Below are 19,746 nucleotides of genomic sequence, written 5' to 3' on the forward strand. Positions count from 1 at the left end.
ATGAGGCGCAGCCTCGTCGCCACTGCCGCTGTTGCCGCCCTCGCGCTGGCCGGGTGCACCACCGGCGGCAACTCCGGCACTTCGACGACACCCACCAGCGGCGCGGCCAACCCCCAGGCCGTCGCCTACATGGACAAGGTGTGCGGTGCGGCATCCGAGTTCGCCAAGATCGAGAAGACGGCCCCCAAGCTCGACGCCGGCGACTCCGCCAAGCTCAAGGCCGAGATGGCCGCGTACATGGGCCAGCTCGCCGACGCCTTCACCAAGTCCGCCGAGGGCCTGAAGAACGTCGGCCCGTCGCCCGTCGCGGGCGGTGAGGAGGCCGTCACCAAGATGGCCGAGACGTTCACCTCGCTCGGCGCCGTGTTCGCCGACGCCAAGGTCAAGGTCGAGCAGGCCGACGCCAACAACGCCACCGGAGGCCTCCAGGCCGCCGGAGAGGCCATCGCCAAGCTCTCCGAGCTCGCCGACCCGCTGCGCGACCTCAAGGACGTCCCCGAGCTGCAGAAGGCCACGCAGTCGGCGCAGAAGTGCCAGGAGATGCAGCGCCTCAACGTCACGCCGACGAGTTGAGCAAGGCCGTTCGGAGTAACTTCCGGCCCATGCGTCGCACACTCATCGCAGTCATGACCAGCTGCCTGCTCGCGGTCACCGCGTGCACCGGCGGAGGCTCGCCGACGCCCACCGCCGCCAGCGAGGCGGAGGTCGTGGCGTGGATGGACAAGGTCTGCGGTGCCGTCGACGGCACTGTGAAGACCATGGCCGACGAACCGCCGATCGACATGAGCGACCCGGCGAAGCTCAAGACGGGCCTGTCGGACTGGCTCGGGTCCAAGGTGTCCGCGGTCGACAAGTCGATCGCGGACCTCAAGGGCCTGGAGAACGGCCCGCACCCGAAGGCGAAGGAGCTGGCCGCGGCCGCGCAGGACGGCATGGGCCAGGTCAAGACCCTGCTCTCGGACACCAAGTCGAAGCTGGACTCGTCGACGGACCCGACCCAGGTCGTCACCGCCTTCACCGAGATGGTCGCGAAGGCCGGCGAGCTGGAGAAGGCGGGTGCCGACGTGCAGAAGAAGTTCGACGAGACGGGCCTCGCGGGATCGGCGCAGAAGGCGTCGAGCTGCAAGGGCCTGCAGGCGTCTCCTCCTCCTTCCTGACCCCGCTGAACCTCGTCTGACCAGATCGCCCGAACGTGTACCTTTCGGCGATCTGGTCAGACGTTTCCTGGGGGATTCGCGTGAACGCACGTTCGTCGATCGCTGCTGTGTTCGGCATGGTCGCGCTGGCTGCCTGTGGCACGCCTCCGCCCGCTCCGGTCCAGCAGGCAGCCCCGCCCGCGACCACCACGACGGCGAACGTCCCCGGTGCCGATCCGGTGGCCTGGTTCGAGGCGTACTGCGGCCCGATGGGCGTCGCGGAGATCGCGCGGGCTGACATCCAGGGCAAGGCCACGCAGGGCATGGCCGCGGTGAAGGACGCGGTGGTGCGCTGGGCCTCCACGGCCGCGGCGTCGGATCGCACGATCGCGGATGACCTGGCGAAACTCGGCCCACTCGGTTCCGACGTGCTGAACCCCCACGAACGGCTGGTCAAGTCCCTGCGCGAGTCGGCGGACGGCTTCGACGACGCGTCCGGGCGATTGCGGGCGCTGGCGGCCAATGATGTGTTCCCGGAACGGTACGAGCAGGTCATGGCCAGCAGCCGGGGTGGTGCCCGCGAGAACGCGGCCATGATGTTCAAGCAGATCGTGGAGATCCCCAAGTACGCCGAGACGTTTCGCGCGAGCAGGGTGTGCGCGGACTGGCAGGCGATGGCCCGAGGAAAATAGGACGGATGAGGACACGCCTGCTTGCTGTGCTGACCGGTGCCGTCGTGCTGACCGCCTGCGGTTCGGAGGCGGACAAGCCGATCACCGACGCACAGCGGCAGTGGGTGGACGCGTTCTGCGGCGGAGTCCTCCCGGGCCTGGAAGCGGGCCTTGAGCTGCGCAAACAGGACCCGGCGGACTTCGTCGCGGTCAAGACCGCCTACCTCGGGCTGCTGACGTCCAACGCCACCGCGTTCGCCGGCGCGGAGAAGAAGCTGAAGGAGCTCGGCCCGCCCGAGGACGACCTCGAGAAGGTGCACGAGCAGCTGGTCGAGTTCGTCGCGGAGTCCGCGAAGTCGTACGGAGACGCGCAGGCGCCCGTCCGGGCCCTGGAACCGAACGCGCAGTTCCTGGAGGGCGCCGAGAAGGCGCTGGCCGACACCAACGTCGTGACCACCCCGGAAGACCTCCGCGCGACCTTCCAGGAACTGCAGAAACGGCCTAAGTACTCCGACGCGCTGGGCAAGTCGCAGCCGTGCTCGGAGATCAGGTCGAAGGGGCAGGAGGTCGGGCAGCAGTGATCGCTCGACCGGCGTAGTCACAACTACAACACTGGCCACACTCGAACGTCTGTTCTACCCTGTGGGCCGTGGTGGGGCAGCTGTCCTTCTTCTCGGCCGAGGCGCGCACGCCGGCCAAGGCGGACCTCGCCGGCTTCCTCTGCGGGCCGGGGCAGGCCGTCAGCTTCGCGCGCGGTACTGCCGCCCGCGTGTACACCGAGCTGCGCGACGAGTGGCGGCTGCGTCCCCTCAAGCAGGCCTGCGCCGAGCGCGGCGTCACCACCGAGCTGTGCGTCAACGGGGAAGGCACGCACTTCGTCCGCACGCCGTTCCGCACCGACCTCACCCCTCTGGCCGCCCGCTGGCTGGACGGATCCGTCAAGACCGTGCCGCCGGACTTCGAGCTGAACGGAGCAGTGCTGCGCGTCTGGGCGCTCGCCGCGGGCAGCTGGATGGAGTCCGCGTACCTGCTCGGTTTGGACCCCAACGCACCGCAGACACACGCACCGTTGCAAAATGCGCTGCTCGCATCCGGACTTCCGTGCACCCTGGTAGGGGCTCCGGCGTTGCGGGTAACCGGCCGAAGGAGGCTGGCGCGGCTCGCTGAACTGGTCGGAAGCCCTCCGCAGGGAGTGGCGATGAGCACCTGGCCGGCGGCCTGAGCGGGCCGTCCGGCATGGTTGTGTCACTCTGTCTCGTCGTACGGGCGTCGCGGAGACATGGCCGATGGTGTGCTTTTCGGCCGACGCTGGGCAACACTGGCGGGCCTGGGAACCGGGTTTGGAAGAGAGCGGGACGGCGAGTGGCTGGATCGACACGGACGAAGAAGAGCAGCGGAGGCGAGGGCAGCATCCGACGACTGGTGATCGTCGAGTCGCCCACGAAGGCGCGCAAGATCGCCTCGTACCTCGGCGCCAACTTCGTCGTGGAGTCCTCCAGGGGACACATCCGGGACCTGCCGCGCGGTGCCGCCGACGTTCCGGCGAAGTACAAGGGCCAGGCCTGGGCCAGGCTCGGCGTGGACGTCGACCACGGCTTCGAGCCCCTCTACGTGGTCTCCGCGGACAAGAAGTCGCTGGTCACCGAGCTCAAGGAAGCGTTGAAGGACGTCGACGAGCTCTACCTCGCGACAGACGGTGACCGCGAGGGTGAAGCCATCGCGTGGCACCTGCTCGAGACGCTCAAGCCGAAGGTCCCGGTCCGCCGGATGGTGTTCCACGAGATCACCGAGTCCGCGATCCAGGCCGCCGCGGCCAACCCCCGCGACCTCGACCAGGACCTGGTCGACGCGCAGGAGACCAGGCGCATCCTCGACCGCCTCTACGGCTACGAGGTCAGCCCGGTCCTGTGGAAGAAGGTCATGCCGAAGCTCTCGGCAGGCCGCGTGCAGTCCGTGGCGACGCGTCTGGTCGTGGAGCGCGAACGCGAGCGGATGAAGTTCGTCTCCGCGAGCTACTGGGACATCTCCGCGCAGATGGACGCCGGTGAGCAGGCCACGCCGCGTCAGTTCGGCGCGCGTCTCGTGGCCGTCGACGGCACGCGTCTCGCGACGGGCCGCGACTTCGGCTCGGACGGCAAGCTGACCGGCAAGGCCGACGTCACCGTGCTGGACGAGGCGCAGGCCCGCGCCATCGCCGCCGGACTGCAGAACGCGCCGGTCAAGGTCTCCTCGGTCGAGGAGAAGCCGTACACGCGCAAGCCGTACGCGCCGTTCATGACCTCGACGCTGCAGCAGGAGGCGGGCCGCAAGCTGCGGTTCTCCGCCGACCGCACGATGCGCACGGCGCAGAAGCTGTACGAGAACGGCTACATCACCTACATGCGAACCGACAGCACGACGCTGTCGGAGACCGCGATCAACGCGGCCCGCACACAGGCCACGGACCTCTACGGCGCGCAGTACGTCTCGCCGCAGCCCCGCCAGTACACGCGCAAGGTCAAGAACGCGCAGGAGGCCCACGAGGCGATCAGGCCGGCCGGAGAGGTCTTCCGCACGCCTGGCCAGGTGGCCGCCGAGCTCGACTCGGACGAGTTCAAGCTCTACGAGATGATCTGGCAGCGCACGATCGCCTCCCAGATGGCCGACGCGCGGGGCAACACGACCAGCATCCGCATCCTGGGCCGTGCGGGCACGGGCCAGGAGGTCACGTTCGCCGCGTCCGGCCGCACGATCACGTTCGCCGGCTTCCTCAAGGCCTACGTCGAGACCGTCGACGCCGAGGCCGGCGGCGAGTCGGACGACGCGGAGTCGCGCCTGCCGCTGCTGGTCAAGGACCAGGACCTGACGATCGCGGAGCTGTCCGCGGACGGTCACACCACCTCGCCGCCCTCGCGCTACACCGAGCCGTCGCTGATCAAGACGATGGAGGAGCTCGGCATCGGCCGTCCCTCCACCTACTCGTCGATCATCAGCACCATCCAGGACCGCGGCTACGTGTGGAAGAAGGGCGCGGCGCTGGTCCCGTCCTGGGTCGCGTTCGCCGTGGTCGGGCTGCTGGAGCAGCACTTCGGCCGCCTGGTCGACTACGACTTCACCGCGGCGCTGGAAGACGAGCTGGACGGCATCGCCGCAGGTCGTCAGGGCCGCACGAACTGGCTGTCCGGGTTCTACTTCGGCGGCAGCATCGGCCCGGACGGCTCGATCGGTCGTTCCGGCGGCCTGAAGAAGCTGGTCGGCACGGGTGTCGAGGACATCGACCCGCGCGAGGTCAACTCGATCCCGCTGTTCAGCGACGCCGAGGGCCGCACGGTCGTCGTGCGCGTCGGCCGCTTCGGGCCGTACCTGGAGCGCGAGGTCGACGGGGCCGCGCAGCGCGCGAACGTCCAGGACGACCTGGCGCCGGACGAGTTGTCCGCGGAGATCGCCGAGAAGCTCTTCTCGACGCCGCAGGAGGGCCGCTCGCTGGGCACCGACCCGGTCTCGGGCAACGAGATCGTGGCCAAGGAAGGCCGCTTCGGCCCGTACGTGACCGAGGTGCTGCCCGAGGCGTCCGAGAACGGCTCGTCGTCGAAGGCGAAGGCACCGAAGCCGCGCACGGGCTCGCTGTTCAAGTCGATGTCGCTCGACACGGTGACGCTGGACGACGCGCTGAAGCTGCTCTCGCTGCCGCGCGTGGTCGGCAAGGACCCGGAGACGGGCGCCGAGATCACCGCGCAGAACGGCCGCTACGGCCCGTACCTGAAGAAGGGCACGGACTCGCGGTCGCTGGTCGACGAGTCCCAGATCTTCACCGTCACGCTCGAAGAGGCGCTGAAGATCTACGCGGAGCCGAAGAAGCGCGGCCGCGCCGCCGCCGCTCCGCCGTTGCGCGAGCTGGGCAACGACCCGGTGTCCGGCAAGCCGATGGTGATCAAGGAAGGCCGGTTCGGGCCGTACGTCACCGACGGTGAGGCGAACGCGTCGCTGCGCAAGACGGACAGCGTCGAGTCGATCACCGACGAGCGCGCGGCCGAGTTGCTGGCCGAGAAGCGCGCCAAGGGACCGGTCAAGAAGAAGGCGCCGGCCAAGAAGCCGGCGGCGGCGAAGAAGCCCGCGGCCAAGAAGGCTCCGGCCAAGTCCAAGAGCTGAGCAGGGGGTGGCGGTGCCGATCAACGAGTTCGGACCCGACGGGACTCAGGCCCCGCCGCCTCCCCGGCTGTACCCCGACCCGCTCGCGGGCCTGGTGACCGCCGACAAGTTCGTCGCTCCTCAATGGACGTCGTCCAGGTCACGTGTGGTGGTGCCGACACCTCCTGAGCCGACCGAGGAACTGCGGCAGGCCGTCTGGTCGCAGATGCAGCAGGAGCAGCGGCGGCCGCGCGGCCGGGCGCAGCGAGCGCCTCAGCAGGCGCACCAGTACGCGGTCCAGCAGTTCGCTCCGACGAACCAAATGTCTGCGCCGCAACAACAACAGCAGCAACAGGAGCCCGCCAAGCAGACGAGCGGCGTGGCCGCGTTCATCGGCTGCCTGGTCGTCATCGGGTTCTTCGTGCTGGTCCTGGTCAGCATTCTCGGAGCGATCTTCAGCTAGCTGTGCTGTGAGTCCGGCATCCTGAATCACCACATCCGGTTACGCTGACCGCACGGGAGTGGCGACTTAGGGGTGACTGAAATTCAGGACGCGGACACACCGGCGACCGAGGCAGGCCAGGCAGGGCAGGCCCAGTCCAGCGTGTCCACGGTTCACCGGCTTCGATCGGTACTCGCCATCAGGCCGTTCCGGAGGCTTTGGCTCGTCACCTACCTGTGCAGCGTTGGTGACTGGCTGTCACTGCTCGCGCTGACCGGTCTGGTCTCGGCGATGATGAAGAGCTACGAGTGGCAGTCGTTCGCTCTGCCGCTGGTCGTGCTGACCCAGCTGCTGCCCGGCATCCTCTTCGCGCCCATCGGTGGCGTGCTCGCGGACAAGTTCGACCGCCGCAAGGTGATGGTGGTCTGCGACGTCCTGCGCGGGTCGCTGTTCATCTCGATCGCGCTGGTCGGCTCCCCGATCTGGCTCTTCGTGGCGAACTTCCTGGTCGGCTGCTGCGCGATGCTGTGGATCCCGGCCAAGGAGTCGGCCGTCCCGAACCTGCTGCGCCGCCCCGACCAGGTGGAGTCGGCGAACCAGCTCGGCCTGGTGATGACCTACGGCATCTCGACGATCAGCGGCTTCGGTCTCTACTCGCTGATCTCGGGCATTCCCGCGTACCTGAACCTGCAGGGCGGGAACCTGGAGTTCAACATCGCGACGATCGCGGTGGTGATCAACGGCCTGCTGTACTTCACCTCGGCGATCCTGGTCGCGACCCGCCTGCCGGAGCTCTCCGGCCGCACCGTCTCGACCCGCAAGAGGGAAGACGAGGACAAGCCCGGCTTCGTCGCCATGCTGCGCGACGGGCTGCGGTTCGCCGGCCGGACGCCACTGGTCAGGGGCCTGCTCATCGGCATGATCGGCGCGTTCGCCGCGGCCGGTGTCGTGATCGGGACGGCGAAGAACTACGCGTTGTCGCTGCTGGGCGGTGCCTCGACGTTCGGCCTGCTGTTCGTGGCCGTGTTCATCGGGCTCGCGGTCGGCATGGCGACAGCACCCCGGCTGGCGCAGCGCCTCGCCTACAACCGCCTGTTCGGCGTCACGATCGTCCTCGCCGGCATCTCGCTGGTGCTGGTCGCGCTGGCACCGCACCTGTGGATCGCGTTGCTGGCGGTGGCGCTGGTCGGTGCGTGCGCGGGCGTGGCGTTCCTGACGGGCCTGACGATCGTCGGTTCGCAGGTCCAGGACGACATGCGCGGCCGCACGGTCGCACTGATCCAGACGTTGCTGAAGGTCGTGCTGTTCGGTGCGTCGGGCGGCGCGCCGCTGCTGCTCACGTTGCTGCAGAAGCGGCAGATCAGCGTGTTCGGCCACCCGATGGAGGTCGACGCGAGCCGTCCGGTGATGCTCGGCGGCGCCGCGATCGCGATCCTCCTGGGTCTCGTCGCGTACCGGCAGATGGACGACCGCCGCGAGGAGCCTGTGCTGTCGTCTCTGTTCGCGGCGATCCGCGGTCGCCGGCACACCAAGGGCATGCTGATCGCGGTCGAGGGTGACACCCGCGAGGACACGTCGGTGCAGGCCCGCCGCCTGGCCGCCGCGTTGCGCGCCGAGGGCCTCGACGTGCTGCTGGCCGCCGACCCCGAACACGACGAACGCCGCCTGCGCACGATGCTGTCGTCCGCCGACCTGGCAGGCGTGCGCGCGCAGGCGCTGGTCGCGGCCGCCGTCCGCGCCGATGTCGTCGAACGGCAGGTGCGTCCCGCGCTGGACAACGGCTCCGTCGTCGTGATGGAGCGCTACGTCGACTCGCCGCTGGCGCACTTCACCGCGACGAGCTCGCTGGAACACCAGGAGCTCGAAGGCCTGGTCGACTGGGCCACCGGCCGGCTGCGCCCGGACCTGACGATCCTGCTCGACCGCCCCGGCGCCCACGCCAGGGGCATCGGCCCGGAACACCACTGGCGCGTGCAGCGGCTGCTCAGCGAGATGGCCGCCGCCGATCCGGACCGCTACGTGGTCGTCGAGGCCGAGGGCGACGTCGACGACGTGGCCGACCGGGTCCGCTCCGCCGTGGTCCCGTTGATGGCCGGGCGCAAGCGCGCGGTCCCGCAGGCCGCGGTCTGATCCGTCGCTGGAAGACTGGACCCATGAGCGTGTGGGACGAGGTGGTCGGCCAGCCCGAGGCGGTGGCGATGCTGTCGGCGTCCGCGGAAGCCGCGGCCACGATCGTCGCGGGCGGCACCCCCGCACCCGGCGTGATGACCCACGCCTGGCTCTTCACCGGCCCGCCCGGCTCCGGCCGTTCGTCCACCGCCCGCGCCTTCGCCGGCGCGCTGCAGTGCATCGTGGCGGACGACCGCCCTGGCTGCGGTGAGTGCTCCGGCTGCCGCACGACGTTGCACGGCACACACGCCGACGTGCGCGTGGTGGCGCCCGAAGGCCTGTCGATCTCCGTGGCCGAGATGCGCTCCCTGGTCCAGATCTCCGCGCGCCGTCCCACGTCGGGCCGGTGGCAGGTCGTGATCATCGAGGACGCCGACCGGCTCACCGAGGGCGCGGCCAACGCGCTGCTGAAGGCCGTCGAGGAGCCGCCGGAGCGCACGGTGTTCCTGCTGTGCGCGCCGTCCGACCACCCCGACGACGTGTCGGTGACCATCCGCTCCCGCTGCCGGCTCGTGTCACTCGGTTCGCCGCGGCCCGCCGCCATCGCCTCGGCGCTGGAGGCCGTCGACGGGGTCTCGCCGGAGATGGCCCAGTGGGCGGCGGCGGTGTGCGGCGGGCACGTGGGACGGGCCCGCCGGCTGGCCTCGGACGAGCAGACGCGGGCCCGGCGCGAGGCCGTGCTGCGGATCCCGCTGGCGTTGCGCAAGCCCGCCGACGTCTTCACCTGCGCCGACGAGCTGATCAAGGCCGCCGAGGACGACGCCTCCACCGCCAACGAGTCCCGCAACGAGTCCGAGCGGGAGGCCTTGGAGACCGCGATGGGCGCGGGCGGAACGGGCAAGGGCACCGCCGCCGCCTCCCGCGGCGCCAAGGGTGCGCTGAAGGACCTGGAGAAGCGGCAGAAGTCGCGGGCCACCCGCACCCAGCGCGACTCGCTGGACATGGCCCTGGTCGACCTGGCCGCGTTCTACCGCGACGCGCTCGTGGTCAAGACCGGATCGGAGGCCGCGCTGATGCACCCGGACCGGGCCCAGGACTCCCGGACCGCCGCCGCGACCTGGTCCTCCGAGTCGATCCTGCGGCGGCTGGAGGCCGTGCTGGCCTGCCGGGAGGCCATCGAGGTCAACGTGAAGCCGCGCATCGCCATCGAGGCGATGGTGACCACGCTGCACCGCGGTTGAGTCGATGGCACGGCGCAGTGCCAGGTCCCTGCTGATCGGCGCGGACCGGTTCGTCTGGTCGGTTCGCCACTCGCACGAGAACGGTTGCCGAGAGGTCGTGCGGCTGCGTCGTGAGGGGGAACGCGCCAAGGTTTCCGAACTCGACGGCTGGGAGTTGTTCGACGCCGTGGCCCGCCGCCCGTGACCCAGATGAAAGTGTGCCGCTAGCTGCGCGACCTGCCCCTGGCCGGCAGCGCGGCGAAGATCACCACACCCGCGAGCAGCAGCGCCGTGCCGGTCCAGAACAGCGGGATCGACTGGTACGCCGCGTTCGTGTAGGCCAGCGGCGGCGCACCCCTGGGCGGTGCCGCCACCGGGGCGCCGGGCTGCTGCGGCACGGTCGTCTGGGGCGGCTGCGAGGTCCCGCAGATCACGCCACCCTGCGGTGCCGCGGCCCGCACGATCTGCTCGCCCAGCGAGATCTGCGCGAGCGCTGTCGGCAGGTTCGGCAGCTTCAACTTGTCCGTCGGCAGCACCTGCACGTCGAGCATCCGCGCGGTGGCCCCGAGCTGGAACCCGCTGAAGCCGGTGCCCGTGAAGGCGGCCTTCTTCTCGTTGAGTCCCGCGATCTGCAGCTTGATCACGACCAGGTCCAGCAGCAGCGGGATGTCGAGCGTCGGGTGCGCGGCGTCGAGCGTGCCGAGGTCCTTGCCGTTCTGACTGACCTTCAGCACCGGCGCGGTGTAGGTGATCTTCGAGGTCGCCTCGTCCCCGGTGGCCGTGGCCGTGAGCGTCGGCGGGGTGGCGACGTCGATCTTGATGCCCCCGGCCAGCTCGACGCTGACCGCGCGCATCGTCGACGTCGACTCGACCGCCTTGTTCTTGCTGCCCGGCAGGTCGACGAGCTTGACGACGGAACTCGCCTCGAACGCGTCCGGAATGCTGATCAGGCTGGTCTTCGCCGGCAACGGCACCTCGGCCGGCAACGCGCTCAACACCTCGAGGCCCGCGAGCGACGTCTTCGCCGTGGCCAGCGGGCTGACGCACGGCCCGACCTTCTCGTCCCACCGGGCGTGCACGCTGCCGTTGAGCAGCTTGAGCTTCGCGAGCGGCGTCTCCGGGATCGGCAGCCCGCCGTTCGTCGGCTGCGGGTTGTCCGGGATCGCCGTCTGCACCAGCGTCCCCGGCGACTGCGGCGACCGCCCCGCCACCGCGAACCCGAACGGGTTCGCCTGCGTCACCACCCGCTCGGTGCTCAGGAACGCCTCGGTGTTCACCTGCGCACTCGCGAGCCCCAGCCCGAACTCGGTCACCGACTGCTTCGGCAACTGCTCGCTCAGGCCGGGCAGGATCGTGTTCGTCGGCACCCCCTGCGGCCCGAGTCGGACGACGCTCAGCCCGGTCCCGGCGTCGCCGACGGCGTGCGCGAGGGGCTGCGGCCCGTTCGGCGCCGACGCGGGCGGCTGGTTCGGATCGCGCGGCCCCGGCACCGGAGTGGTCGGAGGCTGCGCGAGCGCGGGAGCCGCGACGAGCGCGAGCAGCAACCCGGCCAGCGGCACGGACAACGAACGGCGCATGAACCTCTCCCCGGCGGTTAGGAGGTGGTGACGTCGGTCACGGTCCGTACAACGATGCCGACCCCCGTGAGTAACGCGGTTGCGGGTCGGTTATAGTTATCGCGTCTCGCCGCCTTAGCTCAGTCGGCCAGAGCAGCTCACTCGTAATGAGCAGGTCATCGGTTCGATTCCGATAGGCGGCTCGGTGGGACGGAAGGGCCAGGTCACTCGCTGACCTGGCCCTTCTGCGTTGTCTAGGCTCGTGCAATGGCTGTGATGCACGTGGAGAACGGCTCCTCGAGATGGCTTGTCGTCTGGCTGGAGCCATTCGGCGAGGACCGCTGGCTCGAGCGCGGCGAGATGGTCTGCATCCGCACCGACAACGTCGGCGAGGAACTCGCGTTCAACGTCGAGACGCATGCGACCGAAGAGGAACGCGCGGCCGGGATCGAGAACATGACGATCTACATCGAGAACTGTTCGTTGTACGCCGACGTCACCGACCGCGACGGCAACGTCGTCGAGTGCGGGCACAAGCGTCCCGAGGAGATCGACCGCGAGTGGGCTGCGCGGCGGGCCGCGGCGGAGGAAGAACTCAGCCGCATGCCGTGAGCGCCTGCTCCAGCGCCGACCGTTCCGCCGGCGCCACCGACAACCCGTAAGCGGCCTTCACCGTCACGTAGATCCGCCCGTAGGAACACGCGTACCCGGCATTGGGCGGCATCCACTCGTCGGGAGTCTTGTCGCTCTTCGACTGGTTCACCTTGCTGGACACCGCCACGAGGTTGCGCAGGTCGTTGGCCGCGGCCAGGCGCTGTTCGGGAGCCCACGCCGAAGCGCCGCTGCGCCACATCTCCGCCAGCGGCACCACGTGGTCGATCTGGATCTTCGAGACGCCGGTGACGCGCGAGCCCGTGTAGGGGTCGTCGAGCGTGCCCGCCTGGACGCCGCAGCGGCCCGGCTTGCGCTCGACGCCGGTCAGGTCGCGGGCCAGGACCTGGCTGCGCTGGTCGCAGCCGTCGCCGTCGGTGTCGAACCACGGCTGACCGAACACGCACGCCTTGCCGTCCGAGCAGTCGCGCACGTACCCGGTCATCCGCCCTGGGGCGGCGACGGGCAGGGCCGCGAGCGACGTGCGCGCGGTGACGGCGTCGAGGGTGCCGGCCGGTACCCGGTCCACCTGTGGACCGGAGGAGGTCGACAGGGGTATCGCGGAACAGCCGGTCAGCAGGACGATCAGCAACAGCCACCGCATGAGAAGGGCATACCCACCACGAACGGCGTGATGGCCGCCCAACGGCGTAATCGAAGCCCGGTGTTCGGCAACGCGTTGCGCGCCAGCGCGTCCACCACATTGGTAGGAAGCCGGATCGCATTCAAGAGCAATGGAGTGCTGTGCTGTTACGCCTGCGCAACCCTGCGAGTGACAGACTGCCGCGCATGAAAACCGCCGCGGTGGTGACCGCCCTGCTCCTGCTGGTCGCCTCCTGTTCGGGCGAGCCGGACCTGCCGCCGCGCGAGTTGCCGCCGGCCGGTGGGCAGCTCGACTACCAGCTCGGCGGCGCCTACCAGCCGGACGTGCCGGTCAAGATCGTCGTGCGCGACCGCAGCAAGATCATCGACGGCAGGCGCTACAACATCTGCTACCTCAACGCTTTGCAGACGCAGCCGAGCTCGATGGACGGCGGGCTGGACTGGTGGCGCAAGAACCACGCCGACCTGCTGGTGAAGAAGCCGAACGGTGAGATCGCGATCGACCAGGAGTGGAACGAGGGCATCCTCGACATCTCCACCGGCGACAAGCGGAACAGGATCCTGGAGATCCAGAAGAAGTGGATCAAGGACTGCAAGACGGCCTTCTTCAAGGGCGTCGAGCCGGACAACCTCGACTCCTACACGAGAGCCGAGGGGGCGTTCGACCTCAACGCCACCAAGGAGTTCATGAAGGCGTTCGTCAAGTACGCGCACGAACAAGGTCTTGCGGTGGCGCAGAAGAACACCGCGGAACTGGGTGACGCGGGCAAGAAGGAGATCGGCTTCGACTTCGCGATCGCCGAGGACTGCCAGGCCCGTGACGAGTGCAGCGCGTACGCCGCCGCGTTCGGCAACGACTTCTTCCAGATCGAGTACACCGAAGAGGGTTTCCGGAAGTCGTGCGCCGATCGCGGCGGACGGGTCTCGGTGATCCGCCGCGATCGGAACGTGGTGCCGTACGGGCACGACGAGTACGTCTACGAGGTCTGCCCGCCGACGGTCTGATTCAGGAACGCCTGCCACTTCTCGGCCTGCCCGGTCGCGTCGCCGAAGAGGTGGTGGCCGACGGCGTTGGTGCCGTGGAACCGGTAGATGCCTTCCGGGCCGCGCACGCCGAGGAAGTTGTGCACGTCGTGCTCGACCACGTAGTCGACGACGCCGTGGACGCCGAACGGTTCGAGGGTGACCTCGTCGCCGACCTGTGCGCCTTGGGGGATGCCGAGCGCGTTGAGCAGCACCGGCCAGTTGTCGGCCCCTTCGGGCTGCGGCGGCCACTGGGCGAACACGTACACGCCGGGCCTGCCCGCGAAGTGCTTCACGTACTCGGCCAGCGTGAACAGGTACATGTCCCAGCCCTTCGACTGCTGGTCGACGAACTCGTCGCCCCAGCCGTCGGCGAGGATGCCGCTGTGCACGAACCGGAGCACGGTCGAGCCCTGCTCGCGGCCCTCGATCAGGTACTCCATCGCGTGGAACGTGCCGTCCTCGCCCTTGTCGCTCTCATAGGCGAGGCGCTTGCCGGGCTCCCACGCGGTGATCGTCGAGGCCTCCTGGAAAAAGCCCATGTCGAGCGACATGCGGCCGCCCAGGCGCCCGTCGACGGTGTGCGGGCCCATGAACCACGAGTCGATGCCCGGCCCGGTCGCGATGGCGTCCCAGACCTGCTCCGGGGTCCCGTCGACCTCGACTTCCTTGCTGATCTCGAACTCGTGGGTCACGACTCTTCCTCCTTGGCGGTCACGCTCGGGTGCAGGGCGACGACGACTCGGTGCGGACGCCCTCCTTCGGCCTGTTCGTCGTGGTACTTGGCGACCAGCTGCGTCATGAACCCGGCGAGCTCCTCGGCGAACGCCGCGCGGTCCGCCGCCGTGGCGAACCTGACCTCGCCGTCCAGCGCGAAGGTCGCGAGCCGCTTCTTCGCCTTGGTCGCCCCCGTGATCAACGTGCCGACGTCGCGCACCAGCCTGGCCGAGACGGCCAGCAGCCACCGGGCGGACAACCGATCGGGCGCCCGCGCCGGGTCCGGCTGCACGGCCGCGAGCGCCGTCGGCGAGATGACGTAGGACGCCGCGGTCGCCTGCATGAGGCGCTCGTTCACGTTGCCCTTGCGCCGTTCCTCGACGAGCTCCACCAGGCCGTGCTGCTCCAGCGTGCGCAGGTGGTAGTTCACCTTCTGCCTGGGGAGCCCGATCTTCGCGGCGAGCATCGTCGCCGATCCGGGCTCCACCAGCTCCGCGAGCAGTCGTGCCCGCACCGGGTCCAGCGACACCTCGGCCGCGGAAGGATCCTCGATCACCGCCACTTCGAACATGGCCCCAGCGTCACACCGAAAACAAAATTAGTCAAGAACTGACTTGCTGTCGGTTACTTTGCTCCACCTGGGTGGCGTTCGAGCCGGTACCGTAAGCGATGTCTCGATTGGTCGTTGCTTGTTCGCAACCCTTGAGGAGACGAGATGATGATGATGCTGGCCCTGACCCTGCTGGCACTGCCCTTCGCTCTGACCGCGGCCAACGTCGGCAGACGCCGGTGGATCCGCAAGAGGGGCGTCTCGAGAGTGCGCGCCGAGCTCGACGCGTTCCACGCCGAGCTCGCCCGTGCCGGGCTCAGTCACTTCTCCGGGCGCTGAAGCACCGCGCTCGACGGAGAGACCCTGGTGACGACATCGCCGTACCGGTCCAGCAGTGCGGCCGTGACGGTCTGCGGGGTGCCGAGAACGCAGAACTCGGCCAGCACCTCGTCCGTGATCAGCTCGCTCATCTCCGTCCACTGCTGCCGCCGTGACATGCGGTGCAGCTCCTCGTGCAGCGCGCCCCAGCCGTGCAGGTCCAGCACCGGCCGGTACGCGGGCGTCGACCCGTAGAACGCGACCTGCCGCTTGACGTCCGCGATCTCCTGCTCGTTCGTCGCGGCGAACACCGGGCCGCTGATCTCGAAGCCCTCGAGCGTCTTGCCGGCCTTCGCGCGGCCGCGTCCGAGCGCCGGCAGCGTGACCTCGCGCAGGTACCGCTCGGTCGTGAAGTTGTGGCACAGGAAGCCGTCCGCGACCTCGCCCGCCACCTCGGTCATCAGCTCGCCGACGCCCGCGAGGTAGATCGGCGGGGTGCCGTGCGGGTTCGGGCCGGGGTCGAAGAACGGCGTCATCAGCGTGTGCTTGTAGAACTCGCCGCGGAACGCCAGCCGCTCGCCGGTCTCCCAGGCGTGCCAGATGGCGCGGATGGCCAGCACGAACTCGCGCATGCGCGCGGCCGGTTTGCTCCACGGCATGGCGAAGCGCTTGGTGATGTGGGCTTCGACCTGCGAGCCCAGCCCGAGGTTGAAGCGGCCCCCGGAGAGCAGCTGGAGGTCGTTCGCCGTGGTCGCGACGGTCATCGGGTTGCGCGCGAACGCCACCGCGATCGCCGTGCCGAGCTCGATCCGCTCGGTCGCCGCGGCGGCGCCGGCCAGCGCGAGGAACGGGTCGTGCTTGGTCTCGGCGAGCCAGAACCCGTCGTAACCCCGGTCCTCCGCTCGTTTCGCGATGGCCCCGGCCTCGCCCGGGGTGTAGTCGACGGCAGCGCTGTCCAGCTTCATGCCGCTGAGGTTATTGCCCCGGCGGTCAGCGGTACCGGGACTCGCACGCGATGCCGTTGCGGTTCGGGTCGAGTTCGATGCGGTAGCCCGGCTGGCCCCAGTAGAGCGGTGCCGCGCCTGCCCGGCGTGCCTCGTCGCAGTTCGCGTAGAAGACGGGCTTCGGCTTGGGCGGTGCGGGCGGCTTCGTCGTCGTGGTCGGGGCCGGCGGTGGTGGCGGAGGCGCGGGAGTGGAGGTCTCCAGGGCGTCCTTGCCGCCGCACGGCGCTCCCCAGAGGCCCATGGGAACGCGCTGCGCGGCCCCTTCGGCTTCCTTCTGCGCCGGTGTCGGGGCACCGGCGGTGCGCCCGGCGCCGTTGCCCAGCGCGAGCAACGCGTAGTCGGTGCCGTCCGCGAGGGTGAGCGCGCCGGTCGTGCGGTCGTAGCGCACCTGCTGGTTCAGCAGCATCGCCTTGGCGAACTTGCCGGCGGCCTCAGCCCAGCACGGCCCAGGCTGCGCGAGGGCGCTGACCTCGGCCTTCGACCCGTCGGAGAGCATCACGGAACGGCCGTCGACGATCGAGGCCACGCTGATGCCCAGCTGGGCGGGCGGGATCGCCGCGGACGACGACGCCGTCACCGGCGCGTCCTCGGCCGGCTTCTCCACGGCGACGGGCCTCGACTGCTGCACCTGCGCGGCACATCCCGCCGTGAGCAGGACCAGCACGACTCCGCCCACACTTCTCCACCCCGACATAGGCCCGAATACTGCCTGCTTGCAGCGGTGTGGCCAAGGTTACGTATTCAAATCGGATCGGTTCATCGCGATTCCGAACCGAAATACGGAGATGCCCAGTTCAGCGTGCGGGCTTCAACGTCCAGACGACGGTCATCTCGCCGGTGGTCACGCCCTCGGCGTTGGTGATCGTGATCGTGACGGGGAACTCGGGCCGCGTGCCGGACTCCAGCTCGGCCAGCACCTCGTCCGCGGAGCGTCCCAGCACGGCCTCCGCGCGCAGCGGGCCCATCGCGATCTTCTTGTAGGCGATCTCCGCGCGGACGGCGAGCGGCGTGGCCTTGCCGAGGTGCGCGGCGAACGCGGCCATCACGACGGCGCCGGACGCGGACTCGCCGAGGCCGAACATCATCGCGGCGTGCGGTCCGCCGATGTGGTTGTGCAGGGCCGGGGTGTCCGGCAGCGACGCGACGATCCGGCTGGCGGAGACCTCCTCGAACTCGATGCCCGTGGCCTTCACATAGGGCACGGCCTGCTTCATGGCATCGGCGACGAACGACACGTCTTGGCTCATGAGGGGGATGTTACCGACGGGTAGCACCAGTGGCTACCCGTCGGTAACCACTACTCGGCGCGCTCGTACCACTCCCCTGTGGAGTGAGACTCGGAACTCACTTGCAATCCGGTGGACCGAGATGGATGCTTGTACCGAGCAACTAGTTGGGTGATACAAGCAACGAGGTGTCAGATGGTCGATCCGGGCAGGTGCCTCGGCACCGGCGTCGATCCCGAGCACGAGCTCGCGGACCGTGTCGGCATGGCAATGGTGCGGCTGAACAAGATGCACGCCCAGGTCACCCATCAGATGGCCAAGCAGGGCATGGACAAGTCCGCCTTCGTGCTCCTCGCGACGCTCTCCGGTCTCGGGGAGTGCCGCTCGAGTGCGCTAGCGGAGGCGGTGCTCTCCGATCCGTCCACGATCAGCCGGCAGGTGGCCGGGCTCGTGAAGGACGGACTCGTGGAGAGGCGTGCTGATCCGGCGGACGGCCGGGCCAGTGTTCTCGCGGTCACTGAAGCGGGCCGTGAGCTGATCTTGAACCGACGCCGGCAGCGCAACGAGGCGATCGAGCAGGTGTTCGCGGACTGGGCCGAAGACGACTTCAAGGGCTTCGCGGACCTGTTCGAACGCTTCGTCCACGACTACGAGCGCACGATTCCGGCGCTTTTGACCGAACGCGGGATGGGGACCCGCGCAGGAGGAGAAAACTAGAGATGTCAACGACAACCGATGCGACACCCACGCCAGGGGTTTCCCTGACGCATCGCCAGATCATGACGATCCTGTCCGGCCTGCTGCTGGGCATGTTCCTCGCGGCGCTGGACCAGATGATCGTCGCCAGCGCCATGAAGACCATCGCGGACCAGCTGCACGGACAGACGCTGCAGGCGTGGGCGACCACCGCCTACCTGATCACCGCGACCATCACGACCCCGTTGTACGGCAAGCTGTCGGACATCTACGGGCGCAAGCCGATGTACCTCGCGGCGATCTCGCTGTTCCTGATCGGCTCGCTGCTCTCGGGCATCGCGACGTCGATGTACGAGCTGGCCGCGTTCCGCGCGGTGCAGGGCCTGGGCGCCGGTGGTCTGATGTCGCTGGCCTTCGCGATCATGGCGGACATCATCTCGCCGCGTGAGCGCAGCAAGTACTCCGCCTACTTCATGGCCGTGTTCGGTTCGGCCAGCGTGCTCGGGCCGGTCATCGGCGGCGTGTTCGCCGGTCTCAACTCGTTCCTCGGTGTCACCGGCTGGCGCTGGGTGTTCCTCGTGAACGTCCCGATCGCGCTGCTCGCGCTGTTCGTCGTGGCCCGCGTGCTGAACATCCCGCACCAGCGGGTGAACCACCGCATCGACTTCGGCGGCGCCATCGCGCTGACCGTCGGCCTGGTGCCGCTGCTGATCGTGGCCGAACAGGGCCGTGAGTGGGGCTGGGCGTCGGCGACGTCGATCGCCATGTACGTGGTCGGTGTGCTCGGCCTGGTGGCGTTCGTGTGGGTCGAGAACCGCATGGGCGACGAGGCGATGCTGCCGATGAGGATGTTCCGCAACCACACGTTCTCGCTCGGCAACGCGATCAACTTCGTGCTCGGCATCGGCATGTTCGGCGGCATGGTGTCCATCCCGCTGTACCTGCAGATCGTCAAGGGCGTCACGCCCACCACGGCGGGCCTGATGCTGCTGCCGATGACGTTCGGCATCATGTCGGCCACCGCGATCGCCGGCAAGGTCACGTCGAAGACCGGGCGCTACCGGATCTTCCCGATCATCGGTGCCGGGCTGATGGCGATCGCGCTGTTCCTGCTCAGCACCATCGGCACGGACACGCCGAGCTGGCTGGTCATGGCCTACATGTTCGTGATGGGTGCCGGGCTGGGCCAGTGCATGCAGACGCTGCTGCTGGCGATCCAGAACGACGCCGAGCCGCGTGACATGGGCGTGGCGACCGCTTCGGCGACGTTCTTCCGCCAGATCGGCGGCACCGTCGGTACCGCGGTGTTCCTGTCGATCCTGTTCAGCACGGTCGGTGACAAGATCGCTTCCGGGCTGCGGTCCGCGTTGCAGACCGACGCGTTCAAGGCCGCTCTGGCGCAGAACCCGGAGTTCGCGAAGATGCTGCAGGGCGGTGGCGGCGCCGGTGTGGACATCAACAACACCGAGTTCCTCAACGGCCTCGACCCGGTGCTGGCCAAGCCGTTCCTCGACGGGTTCTCCAGCGCGATCGACACGGTCTTCCTGACCGGCGGCATCGTGATGATCGTGGCGTTCGTGCTCGTGTGGTTCCTGCGCGAGAAGCCGCTGTCGACCAGGTCCGGCCTGGAGCGAGTGGCGGACGCGGAGTCCATCGCGGTCTAGAGCCGCGAACCAAAAGAGGGGGCCGCTTCGTGCGGCCCCCTCTTCTTCGTCGT

At 69.1% G+C, this 19,746-nt stretch carries 22 protein-coding genes and 1 tRNA gene; 16 read left to right on the forward strand and 7 right to left on the reverse strand.

What is annotated here, in order from left to right; translation table 11 throughout:
• From AB0M48_RS23065 to AB0M48_RS23110, 10 genes are all read left to right on the forward strand, one after another.
• Positions 1-573: a hypothetical protein gene (locus AB0M48_RS23065; RefSeq protein WP_319985350.1), complete on the forward strand. Its 573-nt coding sequence runs from the start codon at positions 1-3 to the stop codon at positions 571-573.
• Positions 574-602: 29 nt separating this feature from the next.
• On the forward strand, positions 603-1,157 hold the full coding sequence (locus AB0M48_RS23070; protein WP_363845555.1) for a hypothetical protein: 555 nt from the start codon (positions 603-605) through the stop codon (positions 1,155-1,157).
• Between the two features lie 80 nt (positions 1,158-1,237).
• Positions 1,238-1,828: a hypothetical protein gene (locus AB0M48_RS23075; protein WP_363845557.1), complete on the forward strand. Its 591-nt coding sequence runs from the start codon at positions 1,238-1,240 to the stop codon at positions 1,826-1,828.
• 5 nt (positions 1,829-1,833) lie between these two features.
• Positions 1,834-2,388 (forward strand): hypothetical protein, encoded by a 555-nt coding sequence (locus tag AB0M48_RS23080; protein WP_363845559.1) that lies wholly within the window; start codon positions 1,834-1,836, stop codon positions 2,386-2,388.
• Positions 2,389-2,456: 68 nt separating this feature from the next.
• Positions 2,457-3,029 (forward strand): hypothetical protein, encoded by a 573-nt coding sequence (locus AB0M48_RS23085; RefSeq protein WP_319985346.1) that lies wholly within the window; start codon positions 2,457-2,459, stop codon positions 3,027-3,029.
• 140 nt (positions 3,030-3,169) lie between these two features.
• Positions 3,170-5,935 (forward strand): type I DNA topoisomerase, encoded by a 2,766-nt coding sequence (topA, locus tag AB0M48_RS23090; protein WP_363845562.1) that lies wholly within the window; start codon positions 3,170-3,172, stop codon positions 5,933-5,935.
• A gap of 13 nt (positions 5,936-5,948) precedes the next feature.
• Positions 5,949-6,377: a hypothetical protein gene (locus tag AB0M48_RS23095; RefSeq protein ID WP_363845564.1), complete on the forward strand. Its 429-nt coding sequence runs from the start codon at positions 5,949-5,951 to the stop codon at positions 6,375-6,377.
• Between the two features lie 141 nt (positions 6,378-6,518).
• On the forward strand, positions 6,519-8,486 hold the full coding sequence (locus AB0M48_RS23100; protein ID WP_363845980.1) for an MFS transporter: 1,968 nt from the start codon (positions 6,519-6,521) through the stop codon (positions 8,484-8,486).
• A gap of 23 nt (positions 8,487-8,509) precedes the next feature.
• Positions 8,510-9,706, forward strand: coding sequence for a DNA polymerase III subunit delta' (locus AB0M48_RS23105; protein WP_363845566.1), 1,197 nt, complete (start codon positions 8,510-8,512; stop codon positions 9,704-9,706).
• A gap of 4 nt (positions 9,707-9,710) precedes the next feature.
• Positions 9,711-9,890 carry a hypothetical protein gene (locus AB0M48_RS23110; protein ID WP_363845569.1) on the forward strand — a complete coding sequence of 60 codons (180 nt, stop codon included), beginning with the start codon at positions 9,711-9,713 and terminating at the stop codon, positions 9,888-9,890.
• Between the two features lie 19 nt (positions 9,891-9,909).
• Here AB0M48_RS23110 and AB0M48_RS23115 read toward each other — a convergent pair whose 3' ends face one another.
• Positions 9,910-11,262, reverse strand: a complete 1,353-nt coding sequence (locus AB0M48_RS23115; protein WP_363845571.1) for a hypothetical protein — start codon at positions 11,260-11,262, stop codon at positions 9,910-9,912.
• A gap of 108 nt (positions 11,263-11,370) precedes the next feature.
• On the opposite strand from AB0M48_RS23115, the gene AB0M48_RS23120 reads away from it, so the two are divergent.
• Together AB0M48_RS23120 and AB0M48_RS23125 are read left to right on the forward strand one after the other, a co-directional pair.
• A tRNA-Thr gene (locus AB0M48_RS23120) sits at positions 11,371-11,444 on the forward strand.
• Positions 11,445-11,508: 64 nt separating this feature from the next.
• Positions 11,509-11,853 carry a hypothetical protein gene (locus AB0M48_RS23125; RefSeq protein WP_363845573.1) on the forward strand — a complete coding sequence of 115 codons (345 nt, stop codon included), beginning with the start codon at positions 11,509-11,511 and terminating at the stop codon, positions 11,851-11,853.
• Here the strand turns inward: AB0M48_RS23125 and AB0M48_RS23130 are convergent.
• Positions 11,837-12,496: an HNH endonuclease family protein gene (locus AB0M48_RS23130; RefSeq protein ID WP_363845575.1), complete on the reverse strand. Its 660-nt coding sequence runs from the start codon at positions 12,494-12,496 to the stop codon at positions 11,837-11,839. The two genes, AB0M48_RS23125 and AB0M48_RS23130, sit on opposite strands and share 17 nt — an antisense overlap.
• A 185-nt stretch (positions 12,497-12,681) precedes the next feature.
• Between AB0M48_RS23130 and AB0M48_RS23135 the strand changes: the two genes are divergently transcribed.
• Positions 12,682-13,500 (forward strand): endo alpha-1,4 polygalactosaminidase, encoded by an 819-nt coding sequence (locus tag AB0M48_RS23135; protein WP_363845577.1) that lies wholly within the window; start codon positions 12,682-12,684, stop codon positions 13,498-13,500.
• On the opposite strand, the gene AB0M48_RS23140 is transcribed toward AB0M48_RS23135, so the two are convergent.
• Together AB0M48_RS23140 and AB0M48_RS23145 are read right to left on the reverse strand one after the other, a co-directional pair.
• On the reverse strand, positions 13,473-14,213 hold the full coding sequence (locus tag AB0M48_RS23140) for an SRPBCC domain-containing protein (RefSeq protein WP_363845579.1): 741 nt from the start codon (positions 14,211-14,213) through the stop codon (positions 13,473-13,475). The two genes, AB0M48_RS23135 and AB0M48_RS23140, sit on opposite strands and share 28 nt — an antisense overlap.
• Complete coding sequence (locus AB0M48_RS23145; RefSeq protein ID WP_363845581.1) at positions 14,210-14,806, reverse strand: helix-turn-helix domain-containing protein; 597 nt, start codon at positions 14,804-14,806, stop codon at positions 14,210-14,212. The genes AB0M48_RS23140 and AB0M48_RS23145 overlap by 4 nt, the downstream gene beginning before the upstream one ends.
• 144 nt (positions 14,807-14,950) lie before the next feature.
• On the opposite strand from AB0M48_RS23145, the gene AB0M48_RS23150 reads away from it, so the two are divergent.
• Positions 14,951-15,124 (forward strand): hypothetical protein, encoded by a 174-nt coding sequence (locus AB0M48_RS23150; protein WP_363845584.1) that lies wholly within the window; start codon positions 14,951-14,953, stop codon positions 15,122-15,124.
• Here the strand turns inward: AB0M48_RS23150 and AB0M48_RS23155 are convergent.
• From AB0M48_RS23155 to AB0M48_RS23165, 3 genes are all read right to left on the reverse strand, one after another.
• The gene (locus AB0M48_RS23155; RefSeq protein ID WP_363845586.1) at positions 15,106-16,068 is read right to left on the reverse strand and encodes a TIGR03617 family F420-dependent LLM class oxidoreductase; all 963 of its coding nucleotides are present in this window, start codon (positions 16,066-16,068) and stop codon (positions 15,106-15,108) included. The genes AB0M48_RS23150 and AB0M48_RS23155 overlap by 19 nt on opposite strands.
• A gap of 25 nt (positions 16,069-16,093) precedes the next feature.
• Positions 16,094-16,783 carry an excalibur calcium-binding domain-containing protein gene (locus AB0M48_RS23160; RefSeq protein ID WP_363845588.1) on the reverse strand — a complete coding sequence of 230 codons (690 nt, stop codon included), beginning with the start codon at positions 16,781-16,783 and terminating at the stop codon, positions 16,094-16,096.
• Between the two features lie 118 nt (positions 16,784-16,901).
• Complete coding sequence (locus AB0M48_RS23165; protein WP_363845590.1) at positions 16,902-17,354, reverse strand: DUF4442 domain-containing protein; 453 nt, start codon at positions 17,352-17,354, stop codon at positions 16,902-16,904.
• 174 nt (positions 17,355-17,528) lie between these two features.
• Between AB0M48_RS23165 and AB0M48_RS23170 the strand changes: the two genes are divergently transcribed.
• Both AB0M48_RS23170 and AB0M48_RS23175 read left to right on the forward strand, forming a co-directional pair.
• On the forward strand, positions 17,529-18,050 hold the full coding sequence (locus AB0M48_RS23170) for a MarR family transcriptional regulator (RefSeq protein ID WP_363845592.1): 522 nt from the start codon (positions 17,529-17,531) through the stop codon (positions 18,048-18,050).
• Between the two features lie 2 nt (positions 18,051-18,052).
• Complete coding sequence (locus AB0M48_RS23175) at positions 18,053-19,693, forward strand: MDR family MFS transporter (RefSeq protein WP_363845594.1); 1,641 nt, start codon at positions 18,053-18,055, stop codon at positions 19,691-19,693.
• The last annotated feature ends 53 nt before the right edge of the window (positions 19,694-19,746 follow it).

The organism is Lentzea sp. NPDC051208 (genome assembly GCF_040682435.1).
Lineage (GTDB): Bacteria > Actinomycetota > Actinomycetes > Mycobacteriales > Pseudonocardiaceae > Lentzea > Lentzea kristufekii.